The organism is Cellulomonas sp. (assembly GCF_965229465.1).
In the GTDB taxonomy this organism is placed as follows: Bacteria; Actinomycetota; Actinomycetes; order Actinomycetales; family Cellulomonadaceae; genus Cellulomonas.
In genome coordinates this window covers 277,493-303,020 of the sequence record NZ_OZ245882.1, presented here as the reverse complement: position 1 = coordinate 303,020, position 25,528 = coordinate 277,493, and the positions used below count along the sequence as shown (strand labels likewise).

Sequence of the window (25,528 nt, the reverse complement as noted above, 5' to 3'; positions counted from 1 at the left end):
GGTGGCGACGGTGCCGACCCAGCGATCGGCGAGGCGCGCGCAAGTCTAGGTGTGCTTACCGCGTTCCTGGACGCCGCTACCCTTGGCGCCATGCCCACCCCTGCCGTCCAGCGCGTGCTGGTCGTGCTCCCGGCGTGGAACGAGGAGCACTCGTTGCCGGCCGTTCTCGGGGAGATCCGCGAGCACCTGCCCGACGTCGGCGTCCTGGTGGTCAACGACGGTTCGGCCGACGCCACCAGCGCCGTGGCTCGTCGGCACGGCGTCCCGGTGCTCGACCTGCCGTTCAACCTGGGGGTCGGCGGCGCGATGCGGGCCGGCTTCCGGTACGCCATCGAGCAGCGCTACGACGTCGTCGTCCAGGTGGACGCCGACGGCCAGCACGACCCGCGCGACGTGCCCCGGATTGTCGAGCAGCTCCAGCACTCCGACATCGTGATCGGCGCCCGCTTCGCCGGCACCGGCGAGTACGACGTCCGCGGGCCGCGGCGCTGGGCCATGCAGGTGCTCGCCGGGACGCTGAGCCGCATGGCCGGCACGCGGCTGACGGACACCACCTCGGGCTTCCGGGGAGCGGGGCCGCGCGCCGTGCGGCTGTTCGCGGTGCACTACCCGGCGGAGTACCTCGGCGACACCGTCGAGTCCCTCGTGATCGCCCTGCGCAGCGGCCTGACCGTGGAGCAGATCGGGGTCTCCATGCGGGAGCGCACGGCCGGCCGGCCCTCGCAGGGTCCCCTCAAGGCGACCGTCTACCTCCTGCGGGCCTGCCTGGCGCTGCTCATCTCGCTGACCCGTCGCCGCACCGTCGTCGGCCAGGCCGAGGCCGTGGTCGTGTGACCGGCGGCTACCTGTTCGCGCTGGTCGGCGGGCTCGTCACGCTCGCCTTCATGGTGGAGCTGCTCCGGCGCCGGCGGCTGCGCGAGAAGTACGCCGCGCTGTGGATCGGCGTGGCGGTGGTGGTCCTGCTGGGCGCGTTCTTCCCGCAGATCCCGGCGTGGCTCGCCGACCTGGTCGGTGTGACCACCCCGGTGAACCTGGTCTTCTTCCTGGGCCTCCTCGTCCTGCTGGTGGTGTGCGTGCAGCTGAGCGGCGAGGTGAGCGGTCTGGAGCACGAGAACCAGACGCTCGCCGAGGAGTCGGCCCTGCTGCGCAACCGCATCGAGACGCTCGAGCGGCACGCCGGCCTGGGCGCGACCGAGCCGCCGGTCGCCGATCCCGGCCCCGGTGGCGGCGCGGCCGGATGACGGACGCCGTCGACGAGCTCGCTCCGGCGGCCGCAGCGGACCGCGGCCGGGGTGGGTTCGTCCCCGTCGCGCTGGGCCTCGGTGTCTTCGGGCTGGCGACGTTCGGCTTCCTCGGGCTCGCCGGCAAGACCCTCGGGCCCGCCCTGTTCGCACCCCTGTCGGTGCTGTGGACGCTGCTCAACGCCGTCGGCATCGGCCTGTTCCTGCCGTTCGAGCAGGAGCTCGGGCGCACGACGGCGGCCCGGCGCGCGCTCGGTCAGGGCAACCGGCCGGTCGCGGCCGCGGTGCTGCGGTTCGGCGTGGTCGTCGGCGCGGCGGTCGTGGTCGTCTCGCTCGTCGCGACGCCCCTGCTGGCCTCCGAGCTCCTGGGGGGCCGACGCTCGCTCGTGCTGCTGCTCGTGCTCGCGCTCGTCGGGATGGGTCTGTCGTACGCGGTCCGTGGGCTGCTCGCGGGCAACGGACGCTTCGGCCACTACGGAGCCCAGCTCGCGGTCGACGGGGTCCTGCGTGTCGCGGCGGCCGCGGTGCTGGCCGCGCTGGGCGTGCGGGATGCGGCTGCGTACGGGGTGGTGCTCGTCGTGGCGCCGCTCGTCGCGGTCCTCGTCACCACGCCGCGGCACCGGGCCGAGCTCGTCTCGCCCGGACCGCCGGTGGTCCGCGGCGACGTCGTCCGGGCGATGGTGGTCCTCCTCGTCGCGTCCGTCACCTCGCAGCTCCTGGCCAACGCCGGCCCCCTCGTCGTGCAGGTGCTCGCGTCACCGGGCGAGGAGGCGCTCGCCGGCCAGTTCCTCGCGGCTCTCGTGATCGCGCGGGTGCCCGTGTTCCTGTTCGCGGCGGTGCAGGCGGTGCTGCTGCCCGGGCTCGCCTCGTTGGTCGGTGCCGGCTCCGTCTCCGGGTTCGTCCGGCGGCTCGCTCTGGTCACGGGTCTCACCGCCGCCATCGCCGGCGTCGGGGTCCTGGTGATGTGGATCTGGGGCGACGCCCTCGTGGGGCTGCTGTTCGGCGACGAGTTCGGCGTCGGGCAGGAGGTGATCCTGCTGATCGCCGTGTCGGGCGCCCTGTTCATGCTCGCGCAGCTGTGTGCCCAGGCGCTCCTCGCGCTCGGTGCAGAGCGGTGGGTGGTCGTCGGCTGGACGGCGGGGCTGCTGGCGCTCGTGGTCGCGTGCTTCGCGCAGGGATCGGTGACGGGGGTCGCGGCGACGGCGCTGGTCGTCGGCTCGGGGGTCGCGGTGCTGGTGCTGGCGGTCGCGCTGGTGGCCCGCACGGCGCGGTGGCGGCGGACCGTCGTGGGGGAGGTCCGCCATGGCTGAGCAGCCCGTGGTCGACGTCGTGATGCTGGCCTTCGGCGACGAGCCGTACCTCGCCGACGCGATCGACGCGGTGCTGGCCTCCGCGGGCGTCGACGTGCGGTTCGTGCTGGTCGACAACGGGTGCACGCGCGACGACGTCGACGCCCTGTGCGCCGACCGCGGGGTGTCGCTGCTGCGGCCGGCGCGCAACCTCGGGTTCACCGGCGGGGTCAACCTCGGCGCGCGCGAGGGTGCGGCGGAGTACCTGGCGCTCGTGAACAGCGACGCGATCGTCGCGCCCGACGCCCTGGCCACCCTCGTCGCGGTGGCGGCCGACCCGGCCGTCGGGATCGCCAGCGCGGACGTCCGGCTCGCCGACGACCCGTCGACCATGAACACGGCCGGCAACCCGCTGCACGTCCTGGGCCTGAGCTGGGCCGGCGGGCTCGGAGACCCGGCGTCCCAGCACCGCGTGGCGCGCGACGTGGCGTCGGCGACCGGCGCGACCCTGGTGCTCCGTCGCGCGGTGTGGGACGCGCTCGGCGGGTTCCCCGAGGAGTTCTTCGCCTACCAGGAGGACCTCGACCTCAGCTGGCGGTCGTGGCAGCGCGGCTGGAGCGTGCGGTACGTGCCCGGGGCGGTCGTCGTGCACCACTACGCGTTCAGCCGCAACCCTCGCAAGATGTACCTGCTGGAGCGCAACCGCCTGCTCTTCGTCCTCACGTCCTACGGGACGCGGACCCTGCTGCTCCTGGCGCCGGCCCTCGTCGGCTTCGAGCTGGCGATGGCGCTCGTCGCGGGCCTCCAGGGCTGGGGTCGGCAGAAGGTGGCCGGCTGGGTGTGGGTGCTGCGACACCTGGGCTGGGTGCGGTCGCGGCGCTCGGCCGTGCAGGCCGCGCGGACGGTCCCGGACCGCGACCTGGTCGGGCTCTGGGTCGCGCGCTTCTCGCCGGTCGCCCTCGCCCTGCCCGCGGGGGCCGAGGTGCTCCAGGTGATCCTGGCCGGGTACTGGCGGCTGGTCCGGCGCTTCGTCTGACCTCGGCGGGTCAGAGCTCCAGGGTGACCTGCTCGGCCGCCACCAGCCGGTCGCGTCGCGCAGCGTCCGCGGCGAGCTCGGTCGCGACGCCCGGGTCCAGCAGCACGACCGATCCGCCCGTGAGCAGCACGCCGACGGCCGTCCGCAGGAAGGCGCCGGTGTCGTCGTGGGACATCAGCACGCGCTGCGGTGCGGGAGGGGCCGTCGCGAGGAGGGTGGGGACGAGGTCCGCGTGCGCGATGACCGCGTCGGCCGTCGCCAGGGCCGGAGCCGTCGGGACCGTGGGCGGCGCCCAGAGCAGCTGGTCCGCGTACGTCATCACGGCCGACCCGGCGTCGACCGCCCCGCCGGGGAGGGTGCCCGCGAACCGGCGGGCGAGCGCGGGCAGAGCGACGGCGACCAGGGCGGCATGGCCCGCGTGCGGGAGCGGGTCGGTGGTCACCAGGACGTCGGCCTGCGCCGGCCGCACCTCGACGCACGCCCCGACGCGCCAGGCGGCGAGCGCCCAGACGAGGGTCCGCCAGTGCGCGGGCAGGTCCAGCCCGACCACGGTCTGCGGGCCGACGTCGAACTCCTCGACCAGGAGGTTGGCCGTCTTGTTCACCCAGTTCACCGTGACGGCGCCCGACAGCTCCACGCGCTCGCCGTCCGGTCCGTACCAGGTGAGCCGCGGGGCGCCGCCGGCGCGCACGAGCGCCGCGAGGAGGTCGGTGATCGTGCCGGGCGGGGTCATGCGGCCGGCTTGGTCGCGAGCACGACGAACTCGTTGTAGGTGAACAGCCGCCCCGTCCAGCGCGGGAACGGGAACGAGTAGGTCCGTCGGACCTCCAGCCCCAGCTGCGCGCACAGCTCGGTCAGCACCGGGAAGTCGCTGAAGCGCACGTGGGTGGCGTCGCTGGCGTAGCCCCGCTCCATCGGCGTGATGAAGGCGGCCCGCCCGCCGGGGGCCAGCACGGAGACGTAGGGCTGCACGACGTCGAGGATCTGGTCGGCGGGGAGGTGCTCGACCAGGTGGGCCGCCAGGAGGCCGTCGAAGCTCTCGGGCGCGCTCAGCACCGGGTCGGCGAAGAACTGCTCGTCGGTCCACGCGTCGAGGCCGCGGGAGCGGGCGACCTGGACGGAGTGCGGGTTGTGGTCGACCCCGACCGAGCCGGGGTCGAGCGACTCGAGGTTGCGGCCGATCCCGCAGCCCACGTCGACCGTGCGACCGAGCCGGAGGCGCTGGACGTGCCGCCGGTACGGCGCCTGCACGTCCAGCAGCTGCTTCCATCGCGCGCTCTCGAGCCGGGCCAGGCGCTCGGCGTAGTCCGGTCCCGCGGTCGGCGGCGGGGTGGTGGTGCGCCCCTCGTCCTCAGGTACGGCTGCCACGTCTCACGTCCTCGTCACCGGGGTCCGGATGGTGGGCTCACCCTACGAGAGGGCCGTCCGACACGCCCGGAGCACACGTCTTCACCAAGTTCACCCGACAAAACCGGACAACTACCACGGCTCCGCTTGACCAACGCGAACGACACGCGTGTAATTCCTTAGAACGGATTCATGAGCGCGCACCACTCGCGGCGCCTGGAGAGAGCGTCGCACGCCGAGCCCCTGAACGAGCAGATGAACCAGCACGAGGACCGCACGGAGGCACGCATGTGGAACCTGCTCGACAACGACGAGATCTTCCCGTCGGAAGCACGGACGAGTGCGCAGACGCACGCGTCCAACGTGCTGCCGATCTTCGGTGCCCTCGAGGACGAGGGCCCCATGGGGTGGCAGGAGCGCGCACTGTGCGCCCAGACCGACCCCGAGGCGTTCTTCCCCGAGAAGGGCGGCTCGACGCGTGAGGCCAAGAAGGTGTGCACCGGGTGCGACGTGCGCTCCGAATGCCTCGAGTACGCACTCCAGAACGACGAGCGTTTCGGCATCTGGGGTGGGTTGTCCGAGCGGGAGCGGCGCAAGCTCAAGCGGCGTGTCGTCTGACGTCCTCGCCGGGCGGGAGTGTCGCGCGCGGGCCTGGTACCCCGCGGCGGCATGATGTCCCGAGCATGACTGACACGCTCCTGCCGGTGGACCTGCCCACCGCGACCTCCCCGACACCGGTGATGACGCCGGTGTCCGCGGTCGTCGTCACCCGCGGCCGCACGCCGTACCTCGCGACCACGCTCGCGGCCCTGGCCGCACAGTCCCGCCGCCCGCTCCGGGTGCTGCTCGTCGACGTCGCCCCGGCGGCCGACGACTCCCTGGAGCAGCTGCTGAGCGACTCGTTCGCGGCCGTCACCGCCTCGGCCCCCGCGCTGCGCCTCGTGCGCGCGCCCGGCTCCCGCTCGTTCGGGCAGGCCGTCCGCCGCGGCCTCGAGGCCGACGACGAACCCCCGACCACCTGGCTCTGGTTCCTGCACGACGACAGCGCGCCGGCCCCGACGGCGCTGTCCGAGCTGGTCCGCGCGGTCGGGCGCGCCCGCTCGGTCGCCGTCGCCGGGGTCAAGCAGCGCACGTGGACCGACCCGGAGCGGTTGCTCGAGGTCGGTCTGCGCTCGTCCCGCTCGGGCCGGCGGATGACCGACGTGGAGCCGGGCGAGCTCGACCAGGGCCAGCACGACGGCCGCGACGACGTGCTCGGGGTGGGGATCGCCGGCGCTCTGGTCCGGCGGGACGTCTGGGACGACCTCGGCGGGACGGACCCGATCCTGGGTCCGTTCGGCGACGGGTTCGACCTGTCGCGCCGTGCCCGGCTGGCCGGCCACCGCGTGGTGGTCGTGCCGTCCGCGGTGGTCCGTCACGCCCAGGCCGGCTACCTCGGGCTGCGCTCGGTGGACGCCGCGAGCGTCCCCGTGGACCGGGACGGCGACGGCGAGGACGACCGGGCCGACTCGCGCCGCTCGTTCGCCGCCCGCCGTCGCGCCCTGGTGCACAGCAGGCTCGTCTCCGCACCGCTGCCGCTCGTGCCGGTGGTCGTGGTCCTCGCGCTGGCCGCCGCTGTGGTGCGCGCGTTCGTCCGGCTCGCCGCGAAGCAGCCCGGCCTGGCCGTCGACGAGCTGCGTGCCGTGCTCGTGGCGCTCGGACGCCCGGACGGGGTGACCCGTGCCCGGCTGGGTGCCACGCGCAGCCGGCGACTGCCGCGGCGCACGCTGCGCCCGCTCCAGGCCGGTTGGCGTGATGTGTGGTCGCAGGCCCGGGACCGTCGCCTCGCGCGCGCCGAGGCCAGCCGGGTGGTGCAGGCGCCCAGCGAGCTCGAGCTGCGCGAGCTGGCCGCTGTCGCCACCCGTCGTCGCACCACGCTCGCCGTGGTCGCCGGCCTTCTCGTCGTCGTGTCGGGTGTCGGGCTCGGACCGCTCGTCGCCGCGGTGGTGGGCGGCGCGCGGCTCGTCGGCACCGCCCTGCTGCCCTCCGCTGCGCGGCTGGGTGACCTCTGGTCGGCCGCCACCTCCGGCTGGGTCGCGGACGGGCTCGGCGGACCGGGTCCGGCGGACGCGCTGCTCACGGCGCTGACCGTCCCCACCGCTGTCTCGGGAGGGTCGACGTCGTCCGCCGTGGCCCTGCTGCTGCTCGGATCGGTCGTCCTCGCGGGCGTCGGCGCGTGGGCCGCCGCGGGGGCGGCGACCCGCTCGGTCGGCGTCCGCGCCTGGGCCGCGCTCGTCTGGGCCGGCGCCCCGGCGCTGCTGCTGGGTCTCGGCGACGGACGCCTGGGTGCGGTCGTCGCGCACGTCGCCCTGCCGTGGGTCGCCCTCGGGCTGGCCCGGGCGGTGGGGGTGCAGCGCGTCGACCAGGTGCTCTCCGGTGTGGCCACGGCGCGGCGCGCCGACGACGACGACGAAGCGAACCTCGAGACGCCGGTGCGCGGTACGCCGACGGTCCCCACCCCTCGGATCTCGGTGGACGACGAGAGCCCGGCCGGCGCGCCCGCGGCACCCGTGCGCGTCGGTGCACCGGACCCCACGGGCTCCATCTCGGCGTCGGCGGGCGCGGCGATCGCCTTCGCCGTCGTCGTCGCGGGATCGCCCGCGCTGCTCGTCCCCGGCCTGCTGGCCCTGTGCGTGGTCGCCCTGTGCGCGCCGCGGCGCCGCGGCCGGGTGCTGCTCGTAGCCCTGCCCGCGCTCGCCCTGCTCGGCCCCACGCTGCTCGAAGCGGGCCGGCGCGGCCTCGAGGGCTGGCGCCTGCTGCTCGCGGACCCGGGACTGCCGAGCGCGTCCACGGCGGCGGACCCGGTGAGCCGGCTGCTCGGTGTCCCCGCCGACGCGTCGACGCTCGTCCCCGGTGTGCTCCCGGACGCGGTCGCCGCCGCGTGGCCCCTCGCGCCGGGGTCCGTCGTCCTGCTGGTGGCGGTGCTCGCCCTCCTGCGCGGAGCCCCGGTCGCCCGGGCCGTCCGCGGTGCCTGGGTCGTCGCGGCGCTCGGTGCTGCCACCGCCGCAGTCGTCGTGGCCGTCCCGGTCGGGGTGGCGGACGGCGTGGTCGTGCACGGCTGGGCGGGGCCGGCGCTCTCGCTCGGCGGTGCCGGGTTGCTGGCGGCCGCGGTGATCGGCGCCGACCGGCTGCGGGAGCGGCTCGTGCACTACACCTTCGGCTGGCGGCAGCCGCTCGTCGCGGTCGTCACGCTGGTCGCCGTCGCAGTTCCTGTCGCGTGGCTCGGCACGTGGACGTGGCAGGCGCGCAGCGGCGACGCCGTCGGCCTGCGTGCCGTCGAGCGCGCGATCATCCCGGCGGTCGGCCAGCAGGCGCAGGCCTCCCAGCTGTCGTCCCGGGTGCTCGCGGTGAGCCTGGAGCCGACCAGCGACGCCGACGGGTCGACCGTCACGTGGCAGCTGGTCCGCGGCGACGGCCCCGAGCTGGTGGACCAGGCGGCCGCAGAGTCGACCCGCGCCCTGAGCGGTGACCTGTTGACGCCGGTCGTGGTCGCCCCGGATGCCGCGACCAGCGAGGTGGACGAGCTCGTCGCACGACTGGCGACGGCGGCGACCGGCGACGTGGCGGGCGAGCTGGCCGCGCTGGGCATCGCGGACGTGCTGGTCCCGCCGCTGCCCACCGATCTCGGCGAGGTCGCTCCCGACGTCGCCACGGCGCAGCTCGACGAGCTGGTGAGCCGGCTCGACTCGACCGCCGGGCTCGAGCGGGTGACGCAGAACGCGACCGGCACGCTGTGGCGCGTCCAGGCGACCGCGACCGTGGCCGGCGCCGCCGCACCGACCACCCTGCCGGCGTGGGCGCGCCTGCTGCCGGCGGGGTCGGACGTGACGGACCCCGCCGTGGCCGCCGTCGCCGTGCCGTCCGCGGACCGCGCGATCGACACCACGGTCGCGGCGGGCGGCGCGGACCGGCTCCTGGTCCTCGCCGAGCGCGCCGACCCGCGCTGGCACGCGTGGCTCGACGGGCGGTCGCTGCGGGCGGTCGACGACGGGTGGCGGCAGGTGTTCGCCGTCGGGGCCGACGGTGGCGAGCTGGTCGTCCGCTACGACAACCCGGGGCGCACCCCGTGGCTGGCGCTCCAGGGCCTGGTCGCGCTGGTGACGGTCCTCCTGGCCGTCCCGGTGCGCCGACGTCGGGGAGCGCGGGCATGAGCGGGGGAGACGTCATCGACGCGACCGGTCCGACGCGGACGCAGGTCTGGCTGGGGCGGACGGCTCGCGCGGCGTCCGGCCTCGCGGTGCTCGGGCTGACGGCCGCGATCGTCGCCGGCGCGCGCCTGCCCGACGGCACCGCGGGCGCCACCGTCCCGCCGGCCCAGATCTCCGTGCCGCCCTCGGTGTCGACGCTCGTCTGCGCCGGCCCCCTGATCCAGCCCGACGACACCGGTCGCGGGGACTCCGCGTTCGACCCGACCCCGGTGGACCCGGTGACCACGGTCACGGCCGTGACCTCGGTGCCGGAGGACGACGGGAGCTCCGCAGGAGTCGTCGGACCGCTCGACCGGTCGGCCACCACGACCACGCTCGACGCGGGCGGGGACTCGGCGGTCGTGCCCGGCGTCGCCGGCCCGCTCGTGGTCCGCGCCGAGCCGGGTGCCGCGCCGGCCCGCGTCGCCGCGGCGAGCGCCGGCCTGGTCACCGCGGGCGACCTGCGCGGGCTCTCCGCCGCCTCGTGCCAGCAGCCGACGGCCGACGCGTGGCTGCTCGGCGGGGCCACCGACCTGTCGAGCACAGCTCAGCTGGTGCTGGACAACGCCGGGTCGACGCCGGCCGAGATCACCCTCGAGCTCTGGGGCCCGTCCGGCCCGGTCGACCTCACGGGCGAGCGGTACCTGGTCGCGCCGGGCGCGTCACGCGTGGTCGTCCTCGGCGGGATCGCCGCCGAGCAGCGCCGCCTGGCGGTGCACGTGGCGGCGACCGGAGGACGGGTCGGGGTGCACGTGCAGGACTCCGCGATCGACGGGTTCACGCCCGCCGGCACCGACCTGGTCGTCCCCGGTGCCGCGCCCGCACGGCGCCAGGTGGTCCCCGGCGTGTCGGTGTCGGCCTCGGCGGTCGGGGACGTGACGGCCGCCGCGCTCCGGCTCCTGGTGCCGGGCAGCGTCGGCACGACCGCCCGCGTCACGCTGCTGGGCCCTGGCGGGGTCACGGAGCTGCCGGGAGCGGACGAGGTGGTGCTGGTGGCCGGCGAGGTGACCGACGTCCCCCTGGGCGGGCTGCCCGCCGGGGCCTACACGGCGGTCGTGGACGCGGGAGAGCCCGTCCTGGCCTCCGCCGTGGTGACACGGCCGGGCTCCGTCGGTGAGCTGGACGACGTGCCGAGCGTCGAGCGTGCCTGGGCGGCCTCGACCGCCGTCGGGCGCAGCGGCGTCGTCGCGGTGCCGGCCGGAGCCCTCGGGACGCTCGTGGTCGGTGCCGTGTCGGGCGACGCGGACCCGAGCGCCGACGGGGTGGCCACGGGATCGGTCAGGCTGCTCGGGGCGGACGGGGTCGTCCTGGCTGAGCGGCCGCTGCGGCTTGACGCGGGGACGACCGGAGCCTGGTCGGTCGACGACCTGGCCAGCGGCACCGGTGGGATCGTCGCGCCGGACCCCGCCGTCGGCCCGGTTCCGCCGGCGACCCTCGCGGAGGTGGTGGGCGTGGACCTCGTCACCGACGAGGGCTCGTCGGTCGCGCTCGTGTGGGCGCTGGTCGCGGCCGTCGACCAGCCCGACGGGATGCTGTTCTCCGTGCTCGACCCGGTACCGGTACCGCGCCTCACGGCGGACGTCGCGGTCCGCGAGGACCCGCGGCTCGGCACCCGCTGACTCAGCCCGCGGCGCGCAGCTCCGAGCGCTCTCGCAGGCGCAGCCCGAGCACGGCCGCCTGGCGCACCGGCCACTGGTACCAGTGCGGGTAACGGCGGTGCACGTACCGGGCGGCGCTGGCGTGGTGCGCGGAGATCATGGGCGCCGGCCGGGCACGCCACGACGTCCCCCCGACGTGCGTCACCTGCACCTGCGGCACGTAGAGGTTGGTCCACCCGGCACGTCCCAGACGCTCGCCGAGGTCGACGTCCTCGAAGAACATGAAGTAGCCGTCGTCGAACCCGCCCACCGCCTCGAACGCCTCGCGCCGCAGCAGCAGGCACGCGCCCGACAGCCAGCCCGCCGGCCGCTGGCCCCCCGCGTTCTGCTGGTGGGCCTGGTACCGGCGCGTCCACGGGTTGCCCGGCCAGACCTTGACGAACAGAGCATGCCCGGCGCCCTGGGTGAGCGACGGCAGCTCCCGCGCCGACGGGTACACGGTGCCGTCCGTGTTCAGCAGGGCCGGTCCGACCGATCCGGCGGTGGGTGCAGCCCGACCGGCCGCGACGAGCGCGTCCAGCGACCCCGGCTGCCACTCGATGTCGGAGTTCGCGACGACGATCCACGGTGCCTCGGCCCCTGACGCGCCCAGGTTGGCGGCGCCCCCGTAGCCGAGGTTGGATCCGCTGGCGACCAGCCGCGCGCCGAACTCGTCTGCCACCGCTCGCGCCACGGTGGGGTCGGAGCCGTTGTCGACGATCACCAGCTCCGCCGGCGTGGCGGAGGCGGTGGCGAGGGTCCGCGCGAACGCCACGAGCTCGTCGCCGGGGTGGTAGACGACGCAGACGACGCGGACATCGGGGGCTGGTGCGGACGGGGGCGGGACGGCGGTGCTCATCGTCCGGACAGGCTAGTGGGCGTCGCCGTAGTGCGGGTCCACGTCGTCCGGAGAGCGGCCCAGCAGGTGCGCCACCTGCTCGACGACCACGTCGCGCACCAGGTCCGCCAGGTCGAGCGGGTCGGTGGCGCGGGACTCGACCGGGCGGCGGTAGACGACGATGCGTGCCGGGAGTCCGGCGTCGGACGGGAAGTACCGGCCGAGCGGCACCCCGCCGTGCTCCCACGGGGCGGGGTTGGACGGCGGCACGTCCTCGACGGCGAACTCCGTGCCCACCAGCTGGCGCGCCCAGAGGCGCTCGATGCGCTCGACGGCGTCCAGGACGAGGTCGTCGAACCGCTCGGCGCGCGTGCGGTAGGCGGGCATGCTGCTCGGCAGCAGGGGTCCTCGTGGCCCGCGCCCGCGGCGGTCGCGGCGTCGCACCGGAACCACGGTGGTGGTGGGGAGCGCGAGCGTGCGCCGGCCGACGCCGGGGGCTCGGCGGGCGGGCGGTGGGGGTGCGGAGCTCACCTCAGCACTGTAGATCGCGCGCGGCCGACGGCGTGGGGGGCACGGCCGGTGAGCGGCCGGGGGTACCGTCAGCGCGTGAGATCCGTGAGGCGGTGTTCCCGCACGGCCTGCGGCCGTGCGGCCGTGGCCACGCTGACCTATGTGTACGCCGACTCGACCGCGGTGCTGGGTCCCCTGGCGCAGCACGCCGAGCCGCACTCGTACGACCTGTGCATCGAGCACGCGGAGCGCCTGACGGCGCCGCGCGGCTGGGAGGTCGTCCGGCTCACTCCCGAGTTCACCCCGGCGCCGCCCAGCCGGGACGACCTGCTGGCGCTGGCCGACGCGGTGCGGGAGGCGGGCAGGCGGCCCGAGCCCGAGCCGGTCGCGCTGCCCGAGGCCGTCGGTGCCGTCCTGAACGAGGCACCGCGCCGAGGTCACCTCCGCGTGCTGCGCGGCGAGGGCTGACGTGGCCCGCCGCAAGGGGGAGGCCGCCCGTGCCCGCGCCGAGCGTGCGGGCGAGCCGCTGGGGTCGATCAGCCAGCCCACGGGACCGGGCGTGCCCGGCACGGGCGCGTGCCTGCGGTGCGGAGAGACCGACCTGACACGGATCAGGATGGCCCTCACGGACGGCCGCCAGGTGGTCTTCGTGTCCTGCCCGGCGTGCGAGCAGCGCAACTGGTTCCCCCTCGACGGGACCGGTGTCCCGCTGGACCGGGACGAGGTCGTCGGCGGCGACGCCTGACAGGACGTCGTGCGACGAGGGCTCCCGAGCGCCGCGGGTACGATGACCGCGTGACCTCCCCTGCAGCCGACCGTGTCGATCTGACTGCCCTCATCAAGGCCTACGACGTCCGGGGTGTCGTCCCCGACGAGCTGAACCCGACCGTCGCCCGCGCGATCGGTGCGGCGTTCGCCGACGTCGTGGTGCTCCCCGAGGCGACCGACCGCCCCCGCGTGGTCATCGCCAACGACATGCGCCCCTCGGGACCGGAGCTCGTGGCGGCGTTCGCGGACGGGCTGGCCGCCCGCGGCGTCGACGTGATCCGGATCGGGCTGGCCTCGACCGACGGCCTCTACTTCGCCTCCGGTGCGCTCGGCATCCCCGGCGCGATGTTCACGGCGAGCCACAACCCCGCGCAGTACAACGGCATCAAGCTCTGCCGCGCCGGTGCGCGCCCCGTGGGTCAGGACAGCGGGCTCACCACCGTGCGCGAGCTGGCCGGCGACTACCTCGCCGCGTCGGTCCCCGAGGTCGAGCCCGCGCAGCGCGGCTCCGTCGAGGACCGCGACATGCTGACCGAGTACGCCTCGTTCCTGCGGTCGCTGGTGGACCTGTCCGGCATCCGGCCGCTCAAGGTCGTCGTCGACGCCGGCAACGGCATGGGGGGCTTCACCGCACCGGCCGTCCTCGGCACCGGCGCGGGCCTGCCCGAGCTTCCGCTGGACATCGTGCCGCTGTACTTCGAGCTGGACGGCACGTTCCCCAACCACGAGGCCAACCCGCTCGAGCCGGAGAACCTGCGGGACCTCCAGGCGGCAGTCGTCGAGCACGACGCCGACCTCGGTCTGGCGTTCGACGGTGACGCGGACCGCTGCTTCGTCATCGACGAGCACGGCGACCCGGTCAGCCCGTCGGCGATCACGGCGCTCGTCGGTCTGCGCGAGGTGGAGCGCGAGCGCGCCGCCGGCCGCACGCCGACGGTGATCCACAACCTCATCACGTCGCAGGTGGTGCCGGACCTGCTGCGCGCGGCCGGTGCGACGACCGTGCGTACCCGCGTGGGCCACTCGTTCATCAAGGCACAGATGGCTGAGCACGACGCGGTGTTCGGTGGCGAGCACAGCGCGCACTACTACTTCCGCGACTTCTTCTTCGCGGACACCGGCATGCTCGCGGCGATGCACGTGCTCGCCGCGCTCGGTGGTCAGCCGCACGCCCTGTCGGCCCTGTCCGAGCAGTTCCAGCCGTACTCGGCCAGCGGGGAGATCAACTCCCGGGTGGCCGACGTGGCCGCCGCGCGGGAGCGCGTGATCGAGGCGTACGTGACGCAGCAGGGCGCCGGGCCGGTGCAGGTCGACGAGATGGACGGCCTGACGGTCTCGCACTGGGACGGCCAGCCGCAGTGGTGGTTCAACCTGCGCGCGTCCAACACCGAGCCCCTGCTGCGCCTGAACGTCGAGGCCGCCGACGAGGACATCATGGAGAAGGTGCGCGACGACGTGCTCGCCCTGGTCCGCCAGGACGGTCAGTCCTGATGGGCCGCGTCCTGGAGCCCTGGGCGCGCGAGCTCCTGCGCTGCCCCGCCACCGGGGCGACCCTCGTGGACGGTGTCGGGCCGGACGGCGAGCCGACGCTGGTCTCGACGGACCCGGTGAACCCGGTCGCCTACCCCGTGCGCGACGGGATCCCCGTGCTGCTGGTCGACGAGGGCGTGCCCGTCCCCCGCGGATGACCTACCCCGTGTGACGCCGCTCACCCCGGGCTAGCATGTCCCGGACGGCGTGGGTGATGCCCGCAGACCGAGAGGGGTCGCGCCGGCGCGAACGACCAGGGCGCAAGCCCTGCTGAGTCGCGCCCGCCCGCCGCACCCGCACACCCTCAGGAGCGAGATGTCTGCGTCCACAGTGCCCACGTCGTTCGACGAGCTTCCCGGCAGGTACAAGGTCCGCGACCTGTCCCTCGCCGAGGCCGGCCGCCACCAGATCCGCCTCGCCGAGCACGAGATGCCCGGCCTCATGGCCCTGCGCGCGGAGTTCGGACCCACGCAACCGCTCGCCGGTGCGCGGGTGGCCGGGTCCCTGCACATGACGGTGCAGACCGCTGTGCTCATCGAGACGCTGGTCGCGCTGGGCGCGGAGGTCCGCTGGGCGTCGTGCAACATCTTCTCCACGCAGGACGAGGCCGCCGCCGCTGTCGCCGTCGGCCCGCACGGCTCGGTCGACGCGCCCGCCGGCGTGCCGGTGTTCGCCTGGAAGGGCGAGTCGCTGGAGGAGTACTGGGAGTGCACCGAGCAGATCCTCGTGTGGCCGGGCGGCACCGGGCCGAACATGATCCTCGACGACGGCGGCGACGCCACGCTGCTGGTGCACAAGGGCGTCGAGTACGAGGCCGCCGGTGCGGTGCCGTCGGACCCGCGCCCGGGGGAGCCGGGGTACTCCGAGGAGCTGACCGTCGTCCTGGGCACGCTGCGCCGCTCGCTCGCGACCGACCCGCAGCGGTGGACGACGATCGCCGCGGACATCATCGGCGTCACCGAGGAGACGACGACGGGCGTGCACCGCCTCTACCAGCTGGCGGAGGCCGGGCAGCTGCTGTTCCCGGCCATCAACGTGAACGACTCGGTCACCAAGTCCAAGTTCGACAACAAGTACGGCATCCGGCACTCGCTGCCCGACGGGATCAACCGGGCCACCGACGTGCTGATGGGCGGCAAGGTCGCCTTCGTCGCGGGCTACGGCGACGTGGGCAAGGGGGCCGCCGAGGCGTTCCGCGGGCAGGGTGCGCGCGTGATCGTCTCCGAGGTGGACCCGATCTGCGCCCTCCAGGCGGCGATGGACGGCTACCAGGTGACGCGCCTGGACGACGTCATCGACCAGGCCGACTTCGTCATCACCACCACCGGCAACAAGGACGTGGTCTCCGCGGCGCAGATGGCCCGGATGAAGAACAAGGCCGTCGTCGGCAACATCGGCCACTTCGACAACGAGATCGACATGGCCGGGCTGGCCGCCGTGCCGGGGATCACGCGCACGGAGATCAAGCCGCAGGTGCACGAGTGGACGTTCCCTGCGGGCACAGGCGACGACGACCGACCAGAACGCTCGATCATCGTCCTGTCCGAGGGGCGCCTGCTCAACCTCGGCAACGCGACCGGGCACCCGTCGTTCGTGATGAGCAACTCGTTCTCCAACCAGGTGATCGGCCAGATCGAGCTGTTCACCAAGCCCGACGACTACGCGCGCGAGGTCTACCGGCTGCCGAAGGTGCTGGACGAGAAGGTGGCGCGGCTGCACCTGGACGCCCTCGGGGTGCGGCTCACCGAGCTCAGCAAGGAGCAGGCCGAGTACCTGGGGATCGACGCGTCCGGCCCGTACAAGCCGGACCACTACCGCTACTGAGCGGGGTCGGGGACGCCGTGGGGGAGTCGGTGCAGCTGTGACGACTCCACGGCGTCCCGCTGGTCGGCGCGCAGCCGGGCGGTGAGCTCGCGGTCCCGGCGCTCCGCCAGCACGGCCGCCAGGAAGGCCTCCGGGTGCGTGCCGAGCGGGGGCAGCGGGTTGACGTAGCGCTGCACCTCCGCGGTCAGCTGCGAGCCCAGCTGGACGCGCGACGCGGGGTGCAGCGACGCGGTGCGGCCGAGGAACTGCCGGACCGAGAGCGCCAGGCCGTCGGGCAGCCGCGCGAGGTCGGCGGCGTGCGCCCAGCCGGCGAGGTGCGGCGGCATGAGCACCGGCACCCGCACCTTGGCGGCGCCGCGCACGCGCACGGCGTAGGTACCGGCCAGGATGTCGCCGACGCGCTTGCCCTGCGGGTGCACGATCGAGGTGATCAGCGCGACGGTGCCGAGCGTCAGCCACAGCTCGACGAGTCCGACGAGCGCGCGCACGAACGCATGGCGGAACACCGTCGGACCGCCGTCGTCGCGCACGATGCGGATGCCCAGGGCCAGCTTGCCGAGCGAGCGGCCGCGGGTCAGCGTCTCGACGGTGGTGGGGACGACGACCGTGATCGTCGCCAGGAAGACGATGCCGGCGATCCGGCCCAGCTGCTCCGAGGTCTCGGGGACCAGGGCGCCGAGCGCGATGAGGAGGATGACCAGGCCGACGCCGAGGACCAGAAGGTCCAGGAGCGCCGCCAGCAGTCGGGTGGCCGCGGAGGCGGGCCGTGCGTCGAGGACGACACCCTCGCCCGTGATGATCCCGTCCATGGTGCGCAGGTTAGCCGCTGGTGCGCCCGCGGGATGGCAGGCTGTGCGCCATGGATCTCGACGCCTTCGAGCGGGCACGCTCGGCCGACTGGTCGCGGCTCGACGCGCTGGTGCGCCAGCGACGCCGCACGGGCGCCGAGGCCGACGAGCTGGTGCGTCTGTACCAGGCCGTCGCCACGGACCTGTCCTCCGTCCGGTCAGCCGCGCCCGACCCCGAGATGGTGACGCGACTCTCGATGCTCCTGGGCCGCGCGCGTGCTGCGGTGGCCGGGACGCACGAGCCCAGCTGGCGCGACGTCACCACCTTCGTGGTGGTCCACCTGCCCGCGGCGCTCTACCGGATCCGGTGGTGGACGGTCGGCGTCACCGCCGCGTTCCTCGTCCTGGCGATCACGGCGGGCGTGTGGGTCGCCACGCAACCCGACGCGCTGGCGTCGATGGGTACGCCGAGCGAGCGTCAGCAGTACGTCGACGAGTCGTTCGCGGAGTACTACTCGCCGGGTGCCGGGTTCGCGGCGATGGTGTGGACGAACAACGCGTGGCTGACCGCCGTCTGCATCGCCACCGGGATCACCGGCATCGGGCCGGTGTACTTCCAGGTCACCAACGCGGTCAACGTCGGTGCGACCGGCGGCATGATGGCCTCGTACGGGGAGCTCGACGTGTTCCTCCAGCTCATCGCGCCGCACGGGCTGCTCGAGCTCACGGCCGTCTTCGTGGCGGGCGCCGCGGGGCTGCGGGTCTTCTGGACCTGGATCGACCCGGGACCCCGCACGCGCGGACGGGCGCTGGCGCAGGAGGCCCGCGCGCTGTTCACGGTGGCGCTGGGGCTGGTGGGTGTGCTCGCGGTCTCGGGGCTGGTCGAGGGGTTCGTCACCGGCTCAGGCCTGCCGTGGGCCGTGAAGGTCGGCATCGGCGTGCTCGTGCTGACCGCCTTCTGGGTGTACACGCTCGTGCTCGGCAGGCGCGCCGTGCGGGCTGGGCACACCGGTGACCTCGAGGCCGACCGCGCGGGCTACGTGCCCGTCACCGTGGGCTGACCCGCCCGGGTCGACCTGGTCCGTGTCGACCTAGCCGGGGTCTGCGTGGTCCGGGTCGACGACGACGACCCGGCGCTCGTCCGCCTCGGCGGCCATCACGGCGACCAGGCCCGCCGCCTCGGCGTGCAGCTCGTCGCGCTGGGCGGCCGTCGGGCGTGCGAACGGTCGCACCGTCAGCGTGACGGTGCCGCTCTTCCGGTCGCGCGGTACGTCCCACGTCCCCGCCACCCGTCCGTCGAGCAGGAACGTGGCCGGGACGACACCGTTCGGGCTCGCCAGGTACGGGCGGTGCTCGGCGGAGATGATCCTGGTCCGGTCGGCGTGGCCGAGCAGCGCGTTGTCGTAGTCCGCGAGGAATCGCACGGGCGCGTGCACGTCCGGGTCCGGCAGCGTGGCTCCCGGCAGGTCGAGCACCTCGCGCTCGCGGACCGCCCCCGGCGACGGCTCGGCGCGGTACCGGACGAGGTCGAGGCGGTCCACCACGGCCCGCATCCCGGTGAGCCCGGACCAGTTCTGCAGGTCCGCGACCGAGGCCGGCCCGAACGCGGCGAGGTAGCGCAGGACGAACCGCTCCTGCTCGGCGGCGAGGACCTGCGGGTCGGTGAGGTCGGGTGCGGCGGCGGTCAGCTCCGGGCCCAGCCATGCCCAGGCGGTGGTCCAGGTGGTCGCCCCCGAGCGTCCCCACACGCCCCGGGGTGGCACCTGGACCAGGGGAAGCGTCCCGCGCGCGGCGTAGGCCAGCGAGCTCGGGGCGACGTCCGGCCAGCGCTCCGCGAGGAGCCGGCCCAGGGCGGTGGTCACGCGGGGCTCCGCCTCGACGAGCTCACGGGCGGCGGCCATGACCTCGGCGACGTCGAGCGTGCGCAGCGCGGCGCCGTGCTGCGCGTTGACCCTGAGGTCCTTGGCGTGCAGGGGGGCGATCAGGCCCGGCAGCAGCAGCGCGTCCGCCGCCGTGACGAGATGGATCGTGCTGCGCATGACCGCGATCCGGGTGACGGAACGGTCCCAGAACGCGTCGGCGAGCTGGTCGGTGCGGAACCCCTCGACCCGGCTCCACAGGCCGACGTACGGCGACCAGGCGTTCTGTGCCTGGAGGCCGACCAGGCGGTCGACCACCTCGACGGCGGGTCCGCGGTGGCGCTCCAGCAGGTGCTGGCGCGCGAGCAGCGCACGGTTCAGCTGCGCGCGGGTGAGCAGGTCAGGCACACACCGGAACCTACCGGCAGCCACCCACCGTGCTCAGAGCCGACCTGCCGCCTTCAAGGCGAGATAGGTGTCCGCCAGCCTGGGTGCCAGGTCGTCGGGGAGGGCATCGACCACCTCGGCCCCGCGCTGCCGCAGCCGCACCACCACAGCGGCGCGCTCCAGGCCGACGCGCTCGGCGGCCGCCGCGTCGAACACCTCCGCGGCGCTGTCGCGCGAGGCGCGCAGGGTGTCGACCTCGGGGTCCGAGACCGACGCGAGGACCACCTGGTGCCGCTCGGTCAGCTGGCCGGCCACGCCGAGCAGGCCCTGCTCGACCGCCGCCGGGTCGAGGGCGGTCAGGAGCACCACGAGGGCGCGCTGGCTCAGCCGCTGCCGCACCTGGGCCACGACCCCGGGCCAGTCGGTCTCGACCAGCGCCGGCTGGGCCAGTGCCAGCGTGTCGGCGAACTGGGCCATCACCCGGGCGCCGGTCGCACTGGCCACCCGGCCGCGGACCTTGCGGTCGAAGACGAGGAGCTCGACGCGGTCGCCCGCCTTGGTCGCCAGGGCGGCGAGCAGCAGGGCCGCCTCGATGGACGCGTCGAGCCGTGGGGCGTCGAGCACGCGGACCGCGGACGTGCGTCCCGTGTCGAGCACGATGAGCACGCGACGGTCGCGCTCCGGGCGCCACGTCCGGACGACGACGTCCGAGCGGCGGGCCGTTGCGCGCCAGTCGATCGAGCGCACGTCGTCGCCGATCACGTACTCGCGCAGGGAGTCGAACTCCGTACCCGGTCCACGCACCTGGACGGCCGCCCGCCCGTCGAGCTCGCGCAGGCGCGCGAGCCTGCTGGGCAGGTGCCGGCGCGACGCAAACTCCGGCAACACCCGGAGCCGTCCGGGGACCGTCAGCGAGGCCTGCCTGCCCGCCAGCCGGAGCGGGCCGAGCGTGCGGATCGTGACGCGGTCGGCGTGGGCGTCGCCGCGGCGGGTGGGCACCAGGACGGTGCGCGCCCGCGCGCCCTCGCCCGGCGCCACGTCCAGCCGGTGCCGGTTCGCCTCGGCGCCCGTCGACGGCGGCCACGCGTCGCGCACGATGCCGCGCAACCGGCGTCGGCCCAGGTGGGAGAGGGTCAGCGTGGAAGACGACTGCTCCGTCAGGCGGACCGACGCCGGCACGTCCCGCCGGACCGCGACCTGCCGGGGCGACGCGGCCAGCGCGACGTCCACCGCACAGGCGACCGCGACGAGCAGCGCCCACAGCAGCACGGTCCCGGTGGCGGGCACGAGGAGCACCACCGGGAGCCCGAGCGCGGCCAGGACGACCGCGCGCCAGGTGACCGCCACGTCAGCGGGGGACGGCCACGGACGCGAGCACGGTGTCCAGCACGCTCTCCGTGCTGACGCCCTCGAGCTCGGCCTCGGGACGCAGCTGCACCCGGTGTCGCAGCGTCGGGTGGGCGAGCGCCTTGACGTCGTCGGGCGTCACGTAGCCCCGACCGGACAGCCACGCCCACGCGCGCGACGTCGCCAGCAGCGCGGTCGCGCCACGGGGGGAGACGCCGAGCGAGAGGGACGGCGACCGGCGGGTCGCGCGGCACACGTCGACCGCGTAGCCGAGCACCTCGGGGGCCACCTGGACGCGCGCCACCTCGGCACGGGCTCGAGCGAGCATCTCCGCCGTCGCCACGGGCCGCAGACCGGCCCCGGCGAGGTCGCGCGGGTCGAAGCCGGCGGCGTGCCGCTTGAGCACCTCGATCTCCTCGTCGCGCTCCGGCAGCGGGAGCACGAGCTTGAGCAGGAACCGGTCGAGCTGGGCCTCGGGGAGCGTGTACGTGCCCTCGTACTCGACCGGGTTCTGCGTCGCGATCACCAGGAACGGGTCGGGCAGGGGGCGCGGGGTGCCGTCGATCGACACCTGACGCTCCTCCATGGCCTCCAGCAGGGACGCCTGCGTCTTGGGGGGCGTCCGGTTGATCTCGTCGGCCAGCAGCAGGTTGGTGAACACGGGGCCCTCGCGGAACGAGAACTGCGCGGTCCGGGCGTCGTAGACCAGCGAACCGGTCACGTCGCCCGGCATCAGGTCGGGGGTGAACTGCACGCGCTTGGTCTGCAGGTCGAGCGCGGCCGAGAGCGCGCGCACGAGGAGCGTCTTGGCGACGCCCGGCACGCCCTCGAGCAGCACGTGACCGCGGCAGAGCAGCGCGATGACGAGGCCGCTGACGGCCGCGTCCTGCCCGACGACCGCCTTGGCCACCTCGGCGCGCACGGTACCGAGGGCGGCTCGCAGCTCCTCGGACGGGTGGTGCAGCTGGGCGGTGGGTGCGGTCGTTCCCCAAGGGGGACTCTGGTCGCTCACGTTCGGTGAACCTCGCTCTCGAGATGGTCCAGGTCACGGGCCAGCTGGGCCAGCCCGCGGTCGTCGGTCGGTGGGGGTCCGTACAGCAGCGCCTCGACGGTCTGCGCGGGGCGGTTCGTCGCGCGCGCGACCGCGTCGACGACCACGAGCGGCGTGGCCGAGCGGGGCAGCCCGAGGCGTGCGGCGCTGCGCGAGGCGGTCCCGGCGCGCAGCGCTGCGGCTGCGTGACCGTACGACCGGCCACGCCGGTACAGCCGGCCGCGTCCGCGGGTCGTCTCGCCGGAACGCACCACGACCGGCAGCTGCTCGGTGACCAGCCGGCCCAGGCGGCGTCCCCGCCACACGGCGGCCACCACCACGACGAGCAGGAGCTGGAGCGCGAGGATCGGCACGACCGGGGGCAGGAGCTGGCCGGTGTCGGGGGCGGCGGACGCGTCGCCCGCGCCGACGTCGTCGAGCGACGGGATGTACCAGACGAGCCGCTCGTGCCGGCCGAGCGCACGCAGGACGAGCGCTGCGTTGCCCTGCTCGGCGAGGTGCTGGTTGGTCAGCGGGGCGACGTCAGCGAGCGCGACGATCCGCCGACCGTCCGACTCGGTCACCGCGTAGGCGCCGCCGCGGTCGGCGTCCGTGCCCGGTGCGGGGAAGCACACGACCGCACCCGGCCCGGTGGCCTGGAGGGAGCCGCGTGCGGTCACGGAACCTGCGGCCACGGCGTCGGGGTCGTCGCACTGCGCCGAGCGGACCTCGGGCTCACCCCCGGTGCCACCGCCCACCGCGATCGTGTCGGTCAGCAGCCCCAGCGCCCAGCCTGCGTCGACGATCACCAGGTCCGCGCCGGTGGCGTCGAGCACGTCGATCTGGTCCGCGTCGAGCAGGTAGTCGCCGACGACGAGCACCGTGGAGCCGGGCACCCCGAGCGCCTCGACGTCCGCGATGTGGCGCACGTAGCGCACGTCGACGCCCTGGCGCCCGAGGATCTGGGCGGCCGCGCGTGCCCCGAGGTCCCCAGGGTTGTCGGGGGCGAGCGTGAGGGTCGACGTGCGCGGCTCCGGCAGGGCGGACAGGACGCCCGCGACCACGACCAGTGCGAGCAGTGCGAGCCACCACCGCGCGCGCCGCCAGCGCCTGGCGGACCGGCTGCGCACGGACGTGCCGTCGCCGACCACGGGCGCGTGCGTCGTCGTCACGGTCGGCGCACTCATCGCGGCACCGCGACGGAGAGCTCGGCCGCTCCGGCGTCAGCCGTCGGCCGGGTGTCCCGGACGCGGCCGTCGAGCTCGCGCAGCCGGCGCTCGTCGTCCGCGGTCGCCGGCTCGTCGCCGTACGCCACGTCGTCGAAGGTCCGGCCCGCGGCCACCAGGTCGTCGCCGAGCGTCGGCAGCCTCGCGGCGGCGGCCAGCGCTGCCTCGTGGGCCGTCCGGGCCACCCGCTCCTCGAGCACGGTGCGCTCCTCGAGCCCCCGTACGACGGCACGAAAGCGCTCCAGGACCGCCAGCGCCCAGTCGCCACGGGACGCGGCAGCATCGGCGGCGGCCCGGATCTCCTCGGCAGTCCGCGCGTCGTCGTGGTCCAGCACCGGGCGTCCCGCCGGGCCGCGCCGCGAGACGCGCACCGGGCCGGCGACCAGGAACGCGATGGCCACGACGGCCACGACGATGCCGACCACGGCGAGCACCGCGACGGGATCGAGCGCGGCCGGCGTGCGCAGCCCCGCCAGCTGCTCGGACAGCCAGTCCCACAGCCGGCTCAGCAGCGAGCGCTGCTGGTGGTAGACGGGGTCGAGCAGCTCCTCGGTCGCCCAGCGCCGCCCGGTCGCAGCGTCCGGGTCGACCGGGACCCCGACCGTGGCCCGGGCCGACAGGATCACGCGGTGGCCTCCGCGGCGCGCGCGAGCTCGACGTCCAGACCCTCCCGGCGCATGCGCACGTCGATGTAGAGGAGCGCGACGACGGACGACACGAAGGTGGTCGAGAGGGTCGACGCGATGACGTTGGCGACCCCGAGCACGACGAACGAGCCGAACGACGTGGCCGTGGGGTCGCGCAGAACCAGCTGGGCGATCAGCGAGGCCGGGAAGACGATGATCTGCGCGATGATCGCGGCCAGGATGCTGGTCAGCAGGTAGATGCCGAACAGGCGCCAGAAGCTCCCGCGCGTCAGCCGCCACGCCCGCGCGACGGTGGGCCAGAACTTCTTGCCCTCCAGCATCAGCGCCGGAGGCACCAGCAAGGTGCGGGTGGAGAACCAGACCGCGGCCACGACGAACGCGAGCGCCCCCACGAGGCCGAGGAGCACCGCGGGCCCCACCTGGTCGTTCACCGCGAGGAGCACGACGCCGGTGGTGAGCACGGCCGCGACGACCATGATGGCGAGCCCGCTCAGGAACGAGAAGCCCACCACCAGCCAGACGCGCCACGAGCGCAGCACCTCGCCGACGGACGCCACCTGACCGAGCACGGACCGGCTCACCGACACGATGAGCAGACCGGTGAGGATCGTGGTGGCGAGCGCGGTCACGGGGGTGGAGATGAGCAGGCCGGCCGACGAGCCCATCTGCTCGGCGAACCCGAGCTGGCCCGAGGGGTCCACCTCGGTCGACAGGTCGGACAGCTGCGGTGCGAGGAGGCCCGTGACGTACCACTGGATGACCGACTGGATCGTGACGGCGATCGTCACCACGAGCGCGGCGAGCCCGAACATCACGCGCGGGTTGGCCCGCACCGCCCGGAAGGCGCCGTCGTAGATCTCGCCCATCCCCAGCGGCCGCAGCGGGATGATCCCCGGCTGGAGCGCCTGCGGGCGCCACGCGACCCCGGGGGGCGGCGGGGCGGCGGGCCCCCAGGAGCCGTACCCGGGCGGCTGCTGACCCCAGCCCGACGGTGGCGGCGGTGGTGGCGCGGGTGGTCCCGGCTGCGGCACCTGCTCCGGCGGCGGCGTCCCCGTCCCCGCGGGCGCCGTCCAGGTCGGCGGCTGCGGGACGTCGTCGTGCGGGCTCGTCATGCGAGCGCGGCTCCCTCGGCTGTGGTCGTGCAGGTGGTCCGGGTGGTCCGGGTGGGTCGCCGTGGCGTGCCACCGCGGAGGATTCATCGTGCCACGGCGGGTGCCCTCGACGGCGCGCGACCGGGTGATCTGTGGGCCCGTGTCGCCTCCGTGGCCCGGGTGGCCCGGTCAGGGGCCCGCGCGGTGCGAGAATGCCGCCATGAAGGGACGCGTGCTGGTGGTCGATGACGACACCGCCCTGGCCGAGATGATCGGCATCGTGCTGCGGTCGGAGGGCTTCGACCCGGTGTTCTGCGAGGACGGCGACGAGGCGATCGGGGTGTTCCGGGCCACGCAGCCGGACCTCGTCCTGCTCGACCTCATGCTGCCCGGCAAGGACGGCAACGAGGTCTGTCGACAGATCCGCGCCGAGTCGGGCGTGCCGATCGTCATGCTCACGGCCAAGAGCGACACGGTCGACGTGGTCCTCGGCCTGGAGTCCGGCGCCGACGACTACATCTCGAAGCCGTTCAAGCCCAAGGAGCTCGTCGCCCGCGTGCGCGCCCGTCTGCGCCGCACCGACGAGCCGGCACCGGAGCACCTGACCATCGGCGACGTGACCATCGACGTGCCCGGCCACCGGGTGGCGCGGGCGGGCCGGCCGGTCTCGCTGACCCCGCTCGAGTTCGACCTGCTGGTGGCGCTCGCCCGCAAGCCGTGGCAGGTGTTCACCCGCGAGGTCCTGCTGGAGAAGGTCTGGGGCTATCGGCACGCCGCGGACACGCGCCTGGTGAACGTCCACGTGCAGCGCCTGCGCTCCAAGATCGAGAACGACCCCGAGCAGCCCGAGATCGTCGTCACCGTCCGCGGTGTCGGCTACAAGGCGGGCGTGGCGTCGACGTGAGTC

25 protein-coding genes are annotated in these 25,528 nt (G+C 74.9%); 14 read left to right on the top strand and 11 right to left on the bottom strand.

Translation table 11 applies throughout. From position 1 onward, the window contains the following. The first annotated feature begins 90 nt into the window (after nucleotides 1-90). Genes ACO06A_RS01395 through ACO06A_RS01380 form a run of 4 tightly spaced genes read left to right on the top strand, consistent with a single transcriptional unit; the run spans nucleotide 91 to nucleotide 3,566 of the window. Nucleotides 91-834 carry a glycosyltransferase family 2 protein gene (locus ACO06A_RS01395; RefSeq protein ID WP_421734378.1) on the top strand — a complete coding sequence of 248 codons (744 nt, stop codon included), beginning with the start codon at nucleotides 91-93 and terminating at the stop codon, nucleotides 832-834. Next, nucleotides 831-1,241 carry a DUF2304 family protein gene (locus tag ACO06A_RS01390; protein ID WP_421734377.1) on the top strand — a complete coding sequence of 137 codons (411 nt, stop codon included), beginning with the start codon at nucleotides 831-833 and terminating at the stop codon, nucleotides 1,239-1,241. Before ACO06A_RS01395 ends, ACO06A_RS01390 begins: the two co-directional genes overlap by 4 nt. Then, complete coding sequence (locus ACO06A_RS01385; protein ID WP_421734376.1) at nucleotides 1,238-2,551, top strand: lipopolysaccharide biosynthesis protein; 1,314 nt, start codon at nucleotides 1,238-1,240, stop codon at nucleotides 2,549-2,551. The genes ACO06A_RS01390 and ACO06A_RS01385 overlap by 4 nt, the downstream gene beginning before the upstream one ends. Next, entirely contained in the window at nucleotides 2,544-3,566 is a 1,023-nt protein-coding gene (locus ACO06A_RS01380; RefSeq protein ID WP_421734375.1) for a glycosyltransferase family 2 protein, read from the top strand. Before ACO06A_RS01385 ends, ACO06A_RS01380 begins: the two co-directional genes overlap by 8 nt. 10 nt (nucleotides 3,567-3,576) lie before the next feature. Here the strand turns inward: ACO06A_RS01380 and ACO06A_RS01375 are convergent, their stop codons facing one another. Together ACO06A_RS01375 and ACO06A_RS01370 are read right to left on the bottom strand one after the other, a co-directional pair. Further along, a complete protein-coding gene (locus ACO06A_RS01375) occupies nucleotides 3,577-4,299 on the bottom strand; it encodes a TIGR03089 family protein (RefSeq protein ID WP_421734374.1) in 723 nt (240 codons plus the stop codon). Further along, the gene (locus ACO06A_RS01370) at nucleotides 4,296-4,934 is read right to left on the bottom strand and encodes a class I SAM-dependent methyltransferase (protein ID WP_421734373.1); all 639 of its coding nucleotides are present in this window, start codon (nucleotides 4,932-4,934) and stop codon (nucleotides 4,296-4,298) included. Before ACO06A_RS01370 ends, ACO06A_RS01375 begins: the two co-directional genes overlap by 4 nt. A 267-nt stretch (nucleotides 4,935-5,201) precedes the next feature. Here ACO06A_RS01370 and ACO06A_RS01365 point away from each other — a divergent pair, with 267 nt between their 5' ends. The 3 genes from ACO06A_RS01365 (at nucleotide 5,202) to ACO06A_RS01355 (ending at nucleotide 10,758) form a co-directional block, all read left to right on the top strand. Continuing rightward, entirely contained in the window at nucleotides 5,202-5,531 is a 330-nt protein-coding gene (locus tag ACO06A_RS01365) for a WhiB family transcriptional regulator (RefSeq protein ID WP_281362148.1), read from the top strand. 65 nt (nucleotides 5,532-5,596) lie between these two features. Further along, nucleotides 5,597-9,103 (top strand): glycosyltransferase, encoded by a 3,507-nt coding sequence (locus ACO06A_RS01360; protein ID WP_421734372.1) that lies wholly within the window; start codon nucleotides 5,597-5,599, stop codon nucleotides 9,101-9,103. Continuing rightward, entirely contained in the window at nucleotides 9,100-10,758 is a 1,659-nt protein-coding gene (locus ACO06A_RS01355) for a DUF5719 family protein (protein WP_421734371.1), read from the top strand. The genes ACO06A_RS01360 and ACO06A_RS01355 overlap by 4 nt, the downstream gene beginning before the upstream one ends. 1 nt (nucleotide 10,759) lies before the next feature. On the opposite strand, the gene ACO06A_RS01350 is transcribed toward ACO06A_RS01355, so the two are convergent. After that, on the bottom strand, nucleotides 10,760-11,635 hold the full coding sequence (locus ACO06A_RS01350) for a glycosyltransferase family 2 protein (protein ID WP_421734370.1): 876 nt from the start codon (nucleotides 11,633-11,635) through the stop codon (nucleotides 10,760-10,762). Between the two features lie 12 nt (nucleotides 11,636-11,647). Next, nucleotides 11,648-12,145 (bottom strand): metallopeptidase family protein, encoded by a 498-nt coding sequence (locus ACO06A_RS01345; RefSeq protein ID WP_421734369.1) that lies wholly within the window; start codon nucleotides 12,143-12,145, stop codon nucleotides 11,648-11,650. 75 nt (nucleotides 12,146-12,220) lie between these two features. Between ACO06A_RS01345 and ACO06A_RS01340 the strand changes: the two genes are divergently transcribed. The 5 genes from ACO06A_RS01340 (at nucleotide 12,221) to ahcY (ending at nucleotide 16,246) form a co-directional block, all read left to right on the top strand. Next, nucleotides 12,221-12,592, top strand: a complete 372-nt coding sequence (locus ACO06A_RS01340) for a DUF3499 domain-containing protein (RefSeq protein ID WP_421734368.1) — start codon at nucleotides 12,221-12,223, stop codon at nucleotides 12,590-12,592. 1 nt (nucleotide 12,593) lies between these two features. Beyond that, nucleotides 12,594-12,869, top strand: coding sequence for a hypothetical protein (locus ACO06A_RS01335; RefSeq protein WP_421734367.1), 276 nt, complete (start codon nucleotides 12,594-12,596; stop codon nucleotides 12,867-12,869). Between the two features lie 50 nt (nucleotides 12,870-12,919). Then, nucleotides 12,920-14,383 (top strand): phosphomannomutase/phosphoglucomutase, encoded by a 1,464-nt coding sequence (locus ACO06A_RS01330; protein WP_421734366.1) that lies wholly within the window; start codon nucleotides 12,920-12,922, stop codon nucleotides 14,381-14,383. Continuing rightward, nucleotides 14,383-14,580, top strand: a complete 198-nt coding sequence (locus ACO06A_RS01325; protein WP_421734365.1) for a Trm112 family protein — start codon at nucleotides 14,383-14,385, stop codon at nucleotides 14,578-14,580. The genes ACO06A_RS01330 and ACO06A_RS01325 overlap by 1 nt, the downstream gene beginning before the upstream one ends. Before the next feature lie 157 nt (nucleotides 14,581-14,737). Continuing rightward, a complete protein-coding gene (gene ahcY / locus ACO06A_RS01320; protein WP_421734364.1) occupies nucleotides 14,738-16,246 on the top strand; it encodes an adenosylhomocysteinase in 1,509 nt (502 codons plus the stop codon). Here the strand turns inward: ahcY and ACO06A_RS01315 are convergent. Continuing rightward, the gene (locus ACO06A_RS01315; RefSeq protein WP_421734363.1) at nucleotides 16,240-17,055 is read right to left on the bottom strand and encodes an RDD family protein; all 816 of its coding nucleotides are present in this window, start codon (nucleotides 17,053-17,055) and stop codon (nucleotides 16,240-16,242) included. The two genes, ahcY and ACO06A_RS01315, sit on opposite strands and share 7 nt — an antisense overlap. Nucleotides 17,056-17,105: 50 nt before the next feature. Between ACO06A_RS01315 and ACO06A_RS01310 the strand changes: the two genes are divergently transcribed. After that, nucleotides 17,106-18,095, top strand: coding sequence for a stage II sporulation protein M (locus ACO06A_RS01310; RefSeq protein ID WP_421734362.1), 990 nt, complete (start codon nucleotides 17,106-17,108; stop codon nucleotides 18,093-18,095). 30 nt (nucleotides 18,096-18,125) lie between these two features. Here the strand turns inward: ACO06A_RS01310 and ACO06A_RS01305 are convergent, their stop codons facing one another. Genes ACO06A_RS01305 through ACO06A_RS01280 form a run of 6 tightly spaced genes read right to left on the bottom strand, consistent with a single transcriptional unit; the run spans nucleotide 18,126 to nucleotide 24,642 of the window. After that, complete coding sequence (locus ACO06A_RS01305; RefSeq protein ID WP_421734361.1) at nucleotides 18,126-19,301, bottom strand: winged helix DNA-binding domain-containing protein; 1,176 nt, start codon at nucleotides 19,299-19,301, stop codon at nucleotides 18,126-18,128. Between the two features lie 33 nt (nucleotides 19,302-19,334). After that, complete coding sequence (locus ACO06A_RS01300) at nucleotides 19,335-20,627, bottom strand: DUF58 domain-containing protein (protein WP_421734360.1); 1,293 nt, start codon at nucleotides 20,625-20,627, stop codon at nucleotides 19,335-19,337. 1 nt (nucleotide 20,628) lies between these two features. Beyond that, entirely contained in the window at nucleotides 20,629-21,591 is a 963-nt protein-coding gene (locus tag ACO06A_RS01295) for an AAA family ATPase (protein ID WP_421736115.1), read from the bottom strand. Nucleotides 21,592-21,635: 44 nt separating this feature from the next. Beyond that, nucleotides 21,636-22,844, bottom strand: a complete 1,209-nt coding sequence (locus ACO06A_RS01290) for a DUF4350 domain-containing protein (RefSeq protein ID WP_421734359.1) — start codon at nucleotides 22,842-22,844, stop codon at nucleotides 21,636-21,638. Next, nucleotides 22,841-23,509, bottom strand: coding sequence for a DUF4129 domain-containing protein (locus tag ACO06A_RS01285; RefSeq protein WP_421734358.1), 669 nt, complete (start codon nucleotides 23,507-23,509; stop codon nucleotides 22,841-22,843). Before ACO06A_RS01285 ends, ACO06A_RS01290 begins: the two co-directional genes overlap by 4 nt. Then, nucleotides 23,506-24,642 carry a glycerophosphoryl diester phosphodiesterase membrane domain-containing protein gene (locus ACO06A_RS01280; RefSeq protein ID WP_421734357.1) on the bottom strand — a complete coding sequence of 379 codons (1,137 nt, stop codon included), beginning with the start codon at nucleotides 24,640-24,642 and terminating at the stop codon, nucleotides 23,506-23,508. Before ACO06A_RS01280 ends, ACO06A_RS01285 begins: the two co-directional genes overlap by 4 nt. A 199-nt stretch (nucleotides 24,643-24,841) precedes the next feature. Between ACO06A_RS01280 and mtrA the strand changes: the two genes are divergently transcribed. After that, on the top strand, nucleotides 24,842-25,525 hold the full coding sequence (gene mtrA / locus ACO06A_RS01275) for an MtrAB system response regulator MtrA (protein WP_175345586.1): 684 nt from the start codon (nucleotides 24,842-24,844) through the stop codon (nucleotides 25,523-25,525). Nucleotides 25,526-25,528: the final 3 nt, after the last annotated feature.

What these genes read in the sequence shown, in the direction of transcription:
- ACO06A_RS01395 (WP_421734378.1), top strand. Translation starts at nt 91, where the DNA reads ATGCCCACCCCTGCCGTCCAGCGCGTGCTGGTCGTGCTCCCGGCGTGG.
- ACO06A_RS01385 (WP_421734376.1), top strand. Translation starts at nt 1,238, where the DNA reads ATGACGGACGCCGTCGACGAGCTCGCTCCGGCGGCCGCAGCGGACCGC.
- ACO06A_RS01380 (WP_421734375.1), top strand. Translation starts at nt 2,544, where the DNA reads ATGGCTGAGCAGCCCGTGGTCGACGTCGTGATGCTGGCCTTCGGCGAC.
- ACO06A_RS01375 (WP_421734374.1), bottom strand. Translation starts at nt 4,299, where the DNA reads ATGACCCCGCCCGGCACGATCACCGACCTCCTCGCGGCGCTCGTGCGC.
- ACO06A_RS01365 (WP_281362148.1), top strand. Translation starts at nt 5,202, where the DNA reads ATGTGGAACCTGCTCGACAACGACGAGATCTTCCCGTCGGAAGCACGG.
- ACO06A_RS01360 (WP_421734372.1), top strand. Translation starts at nt 5,597, where the DNA reads ATGACTGACACGCTCCTGCCGGTGGACCTGCCCACCGCGACCTCCCCG.
- ACO06A_RS01355 (WP_421734371.1), top strand. Translation starts at nt 9,100, where the DNA reads ATGAGCGGGGGAGACGTCATCGACGCGACCGGTCCGACGCGGACGCAG.
- ACO06A_RS01350 (WP_421734370.1), bottom strand. Translation starts at nt 11,635, where the DNA reads ATGAGCACCGCCGTCCCGCCCCCGTCCGCACCAGCCCCCGATGTCCGC.
- ACO06A_RS01325 (WP_421734365.1), top strand. Translation starts at nt 14,383, where the DNA reads ATGGGCCGCGTCCTGGAGCCCTGGGCGCGCGAGCTCCTGCGCTGCCCC.
- ahcY (WP_421734364.1), top strand. Translation starts at nt 14,738, where the DNA reads ATGTCTGCGTCCACAGTGCCCACGTCGTTCGACGAGCTTCCCGGCAGG.
- ACO06A_RS01315 (WP_421734363.1), bottom strand. Translation starts at nt 17,055, where the DNA reads ATGGACGGGATCATCACGGGCGAGGGTGTCGTCCTCGACGCACGGCCC.
- ACO06A_RS01310 (WP_421734362.1), top strand. Translation starts at nt 17,106, where the DNA reads ATGGATCTCGACGCCTTCGAGCGGGCACGCTCGGCCGACTGGTCGCGG.
- ACO06A_RS01290 (WP_421734359.1), bottom strand. Translation starts at nt 22,844, where the DNA reads ATGAGTGCGCCGACCGTGACGACGACGCACGCGCCCGTGGTCGGCGAC.
- ACO06A_RS01280 (WP_421734357.1), bottom strand. Translation starts at nt 24,642, where the DNA reads ATGACGAGCCCGCACGACGACGTCCCGCAGCCGCCGACCTGGACGGCG.
- mtrA (WP_175345586.1), top strand. Translation starts at nt 24,842, where the DNA reads ATGAAGGGACGCGTGCTGGTGGTCGATGACGACACCGCCCTGGCCGAG.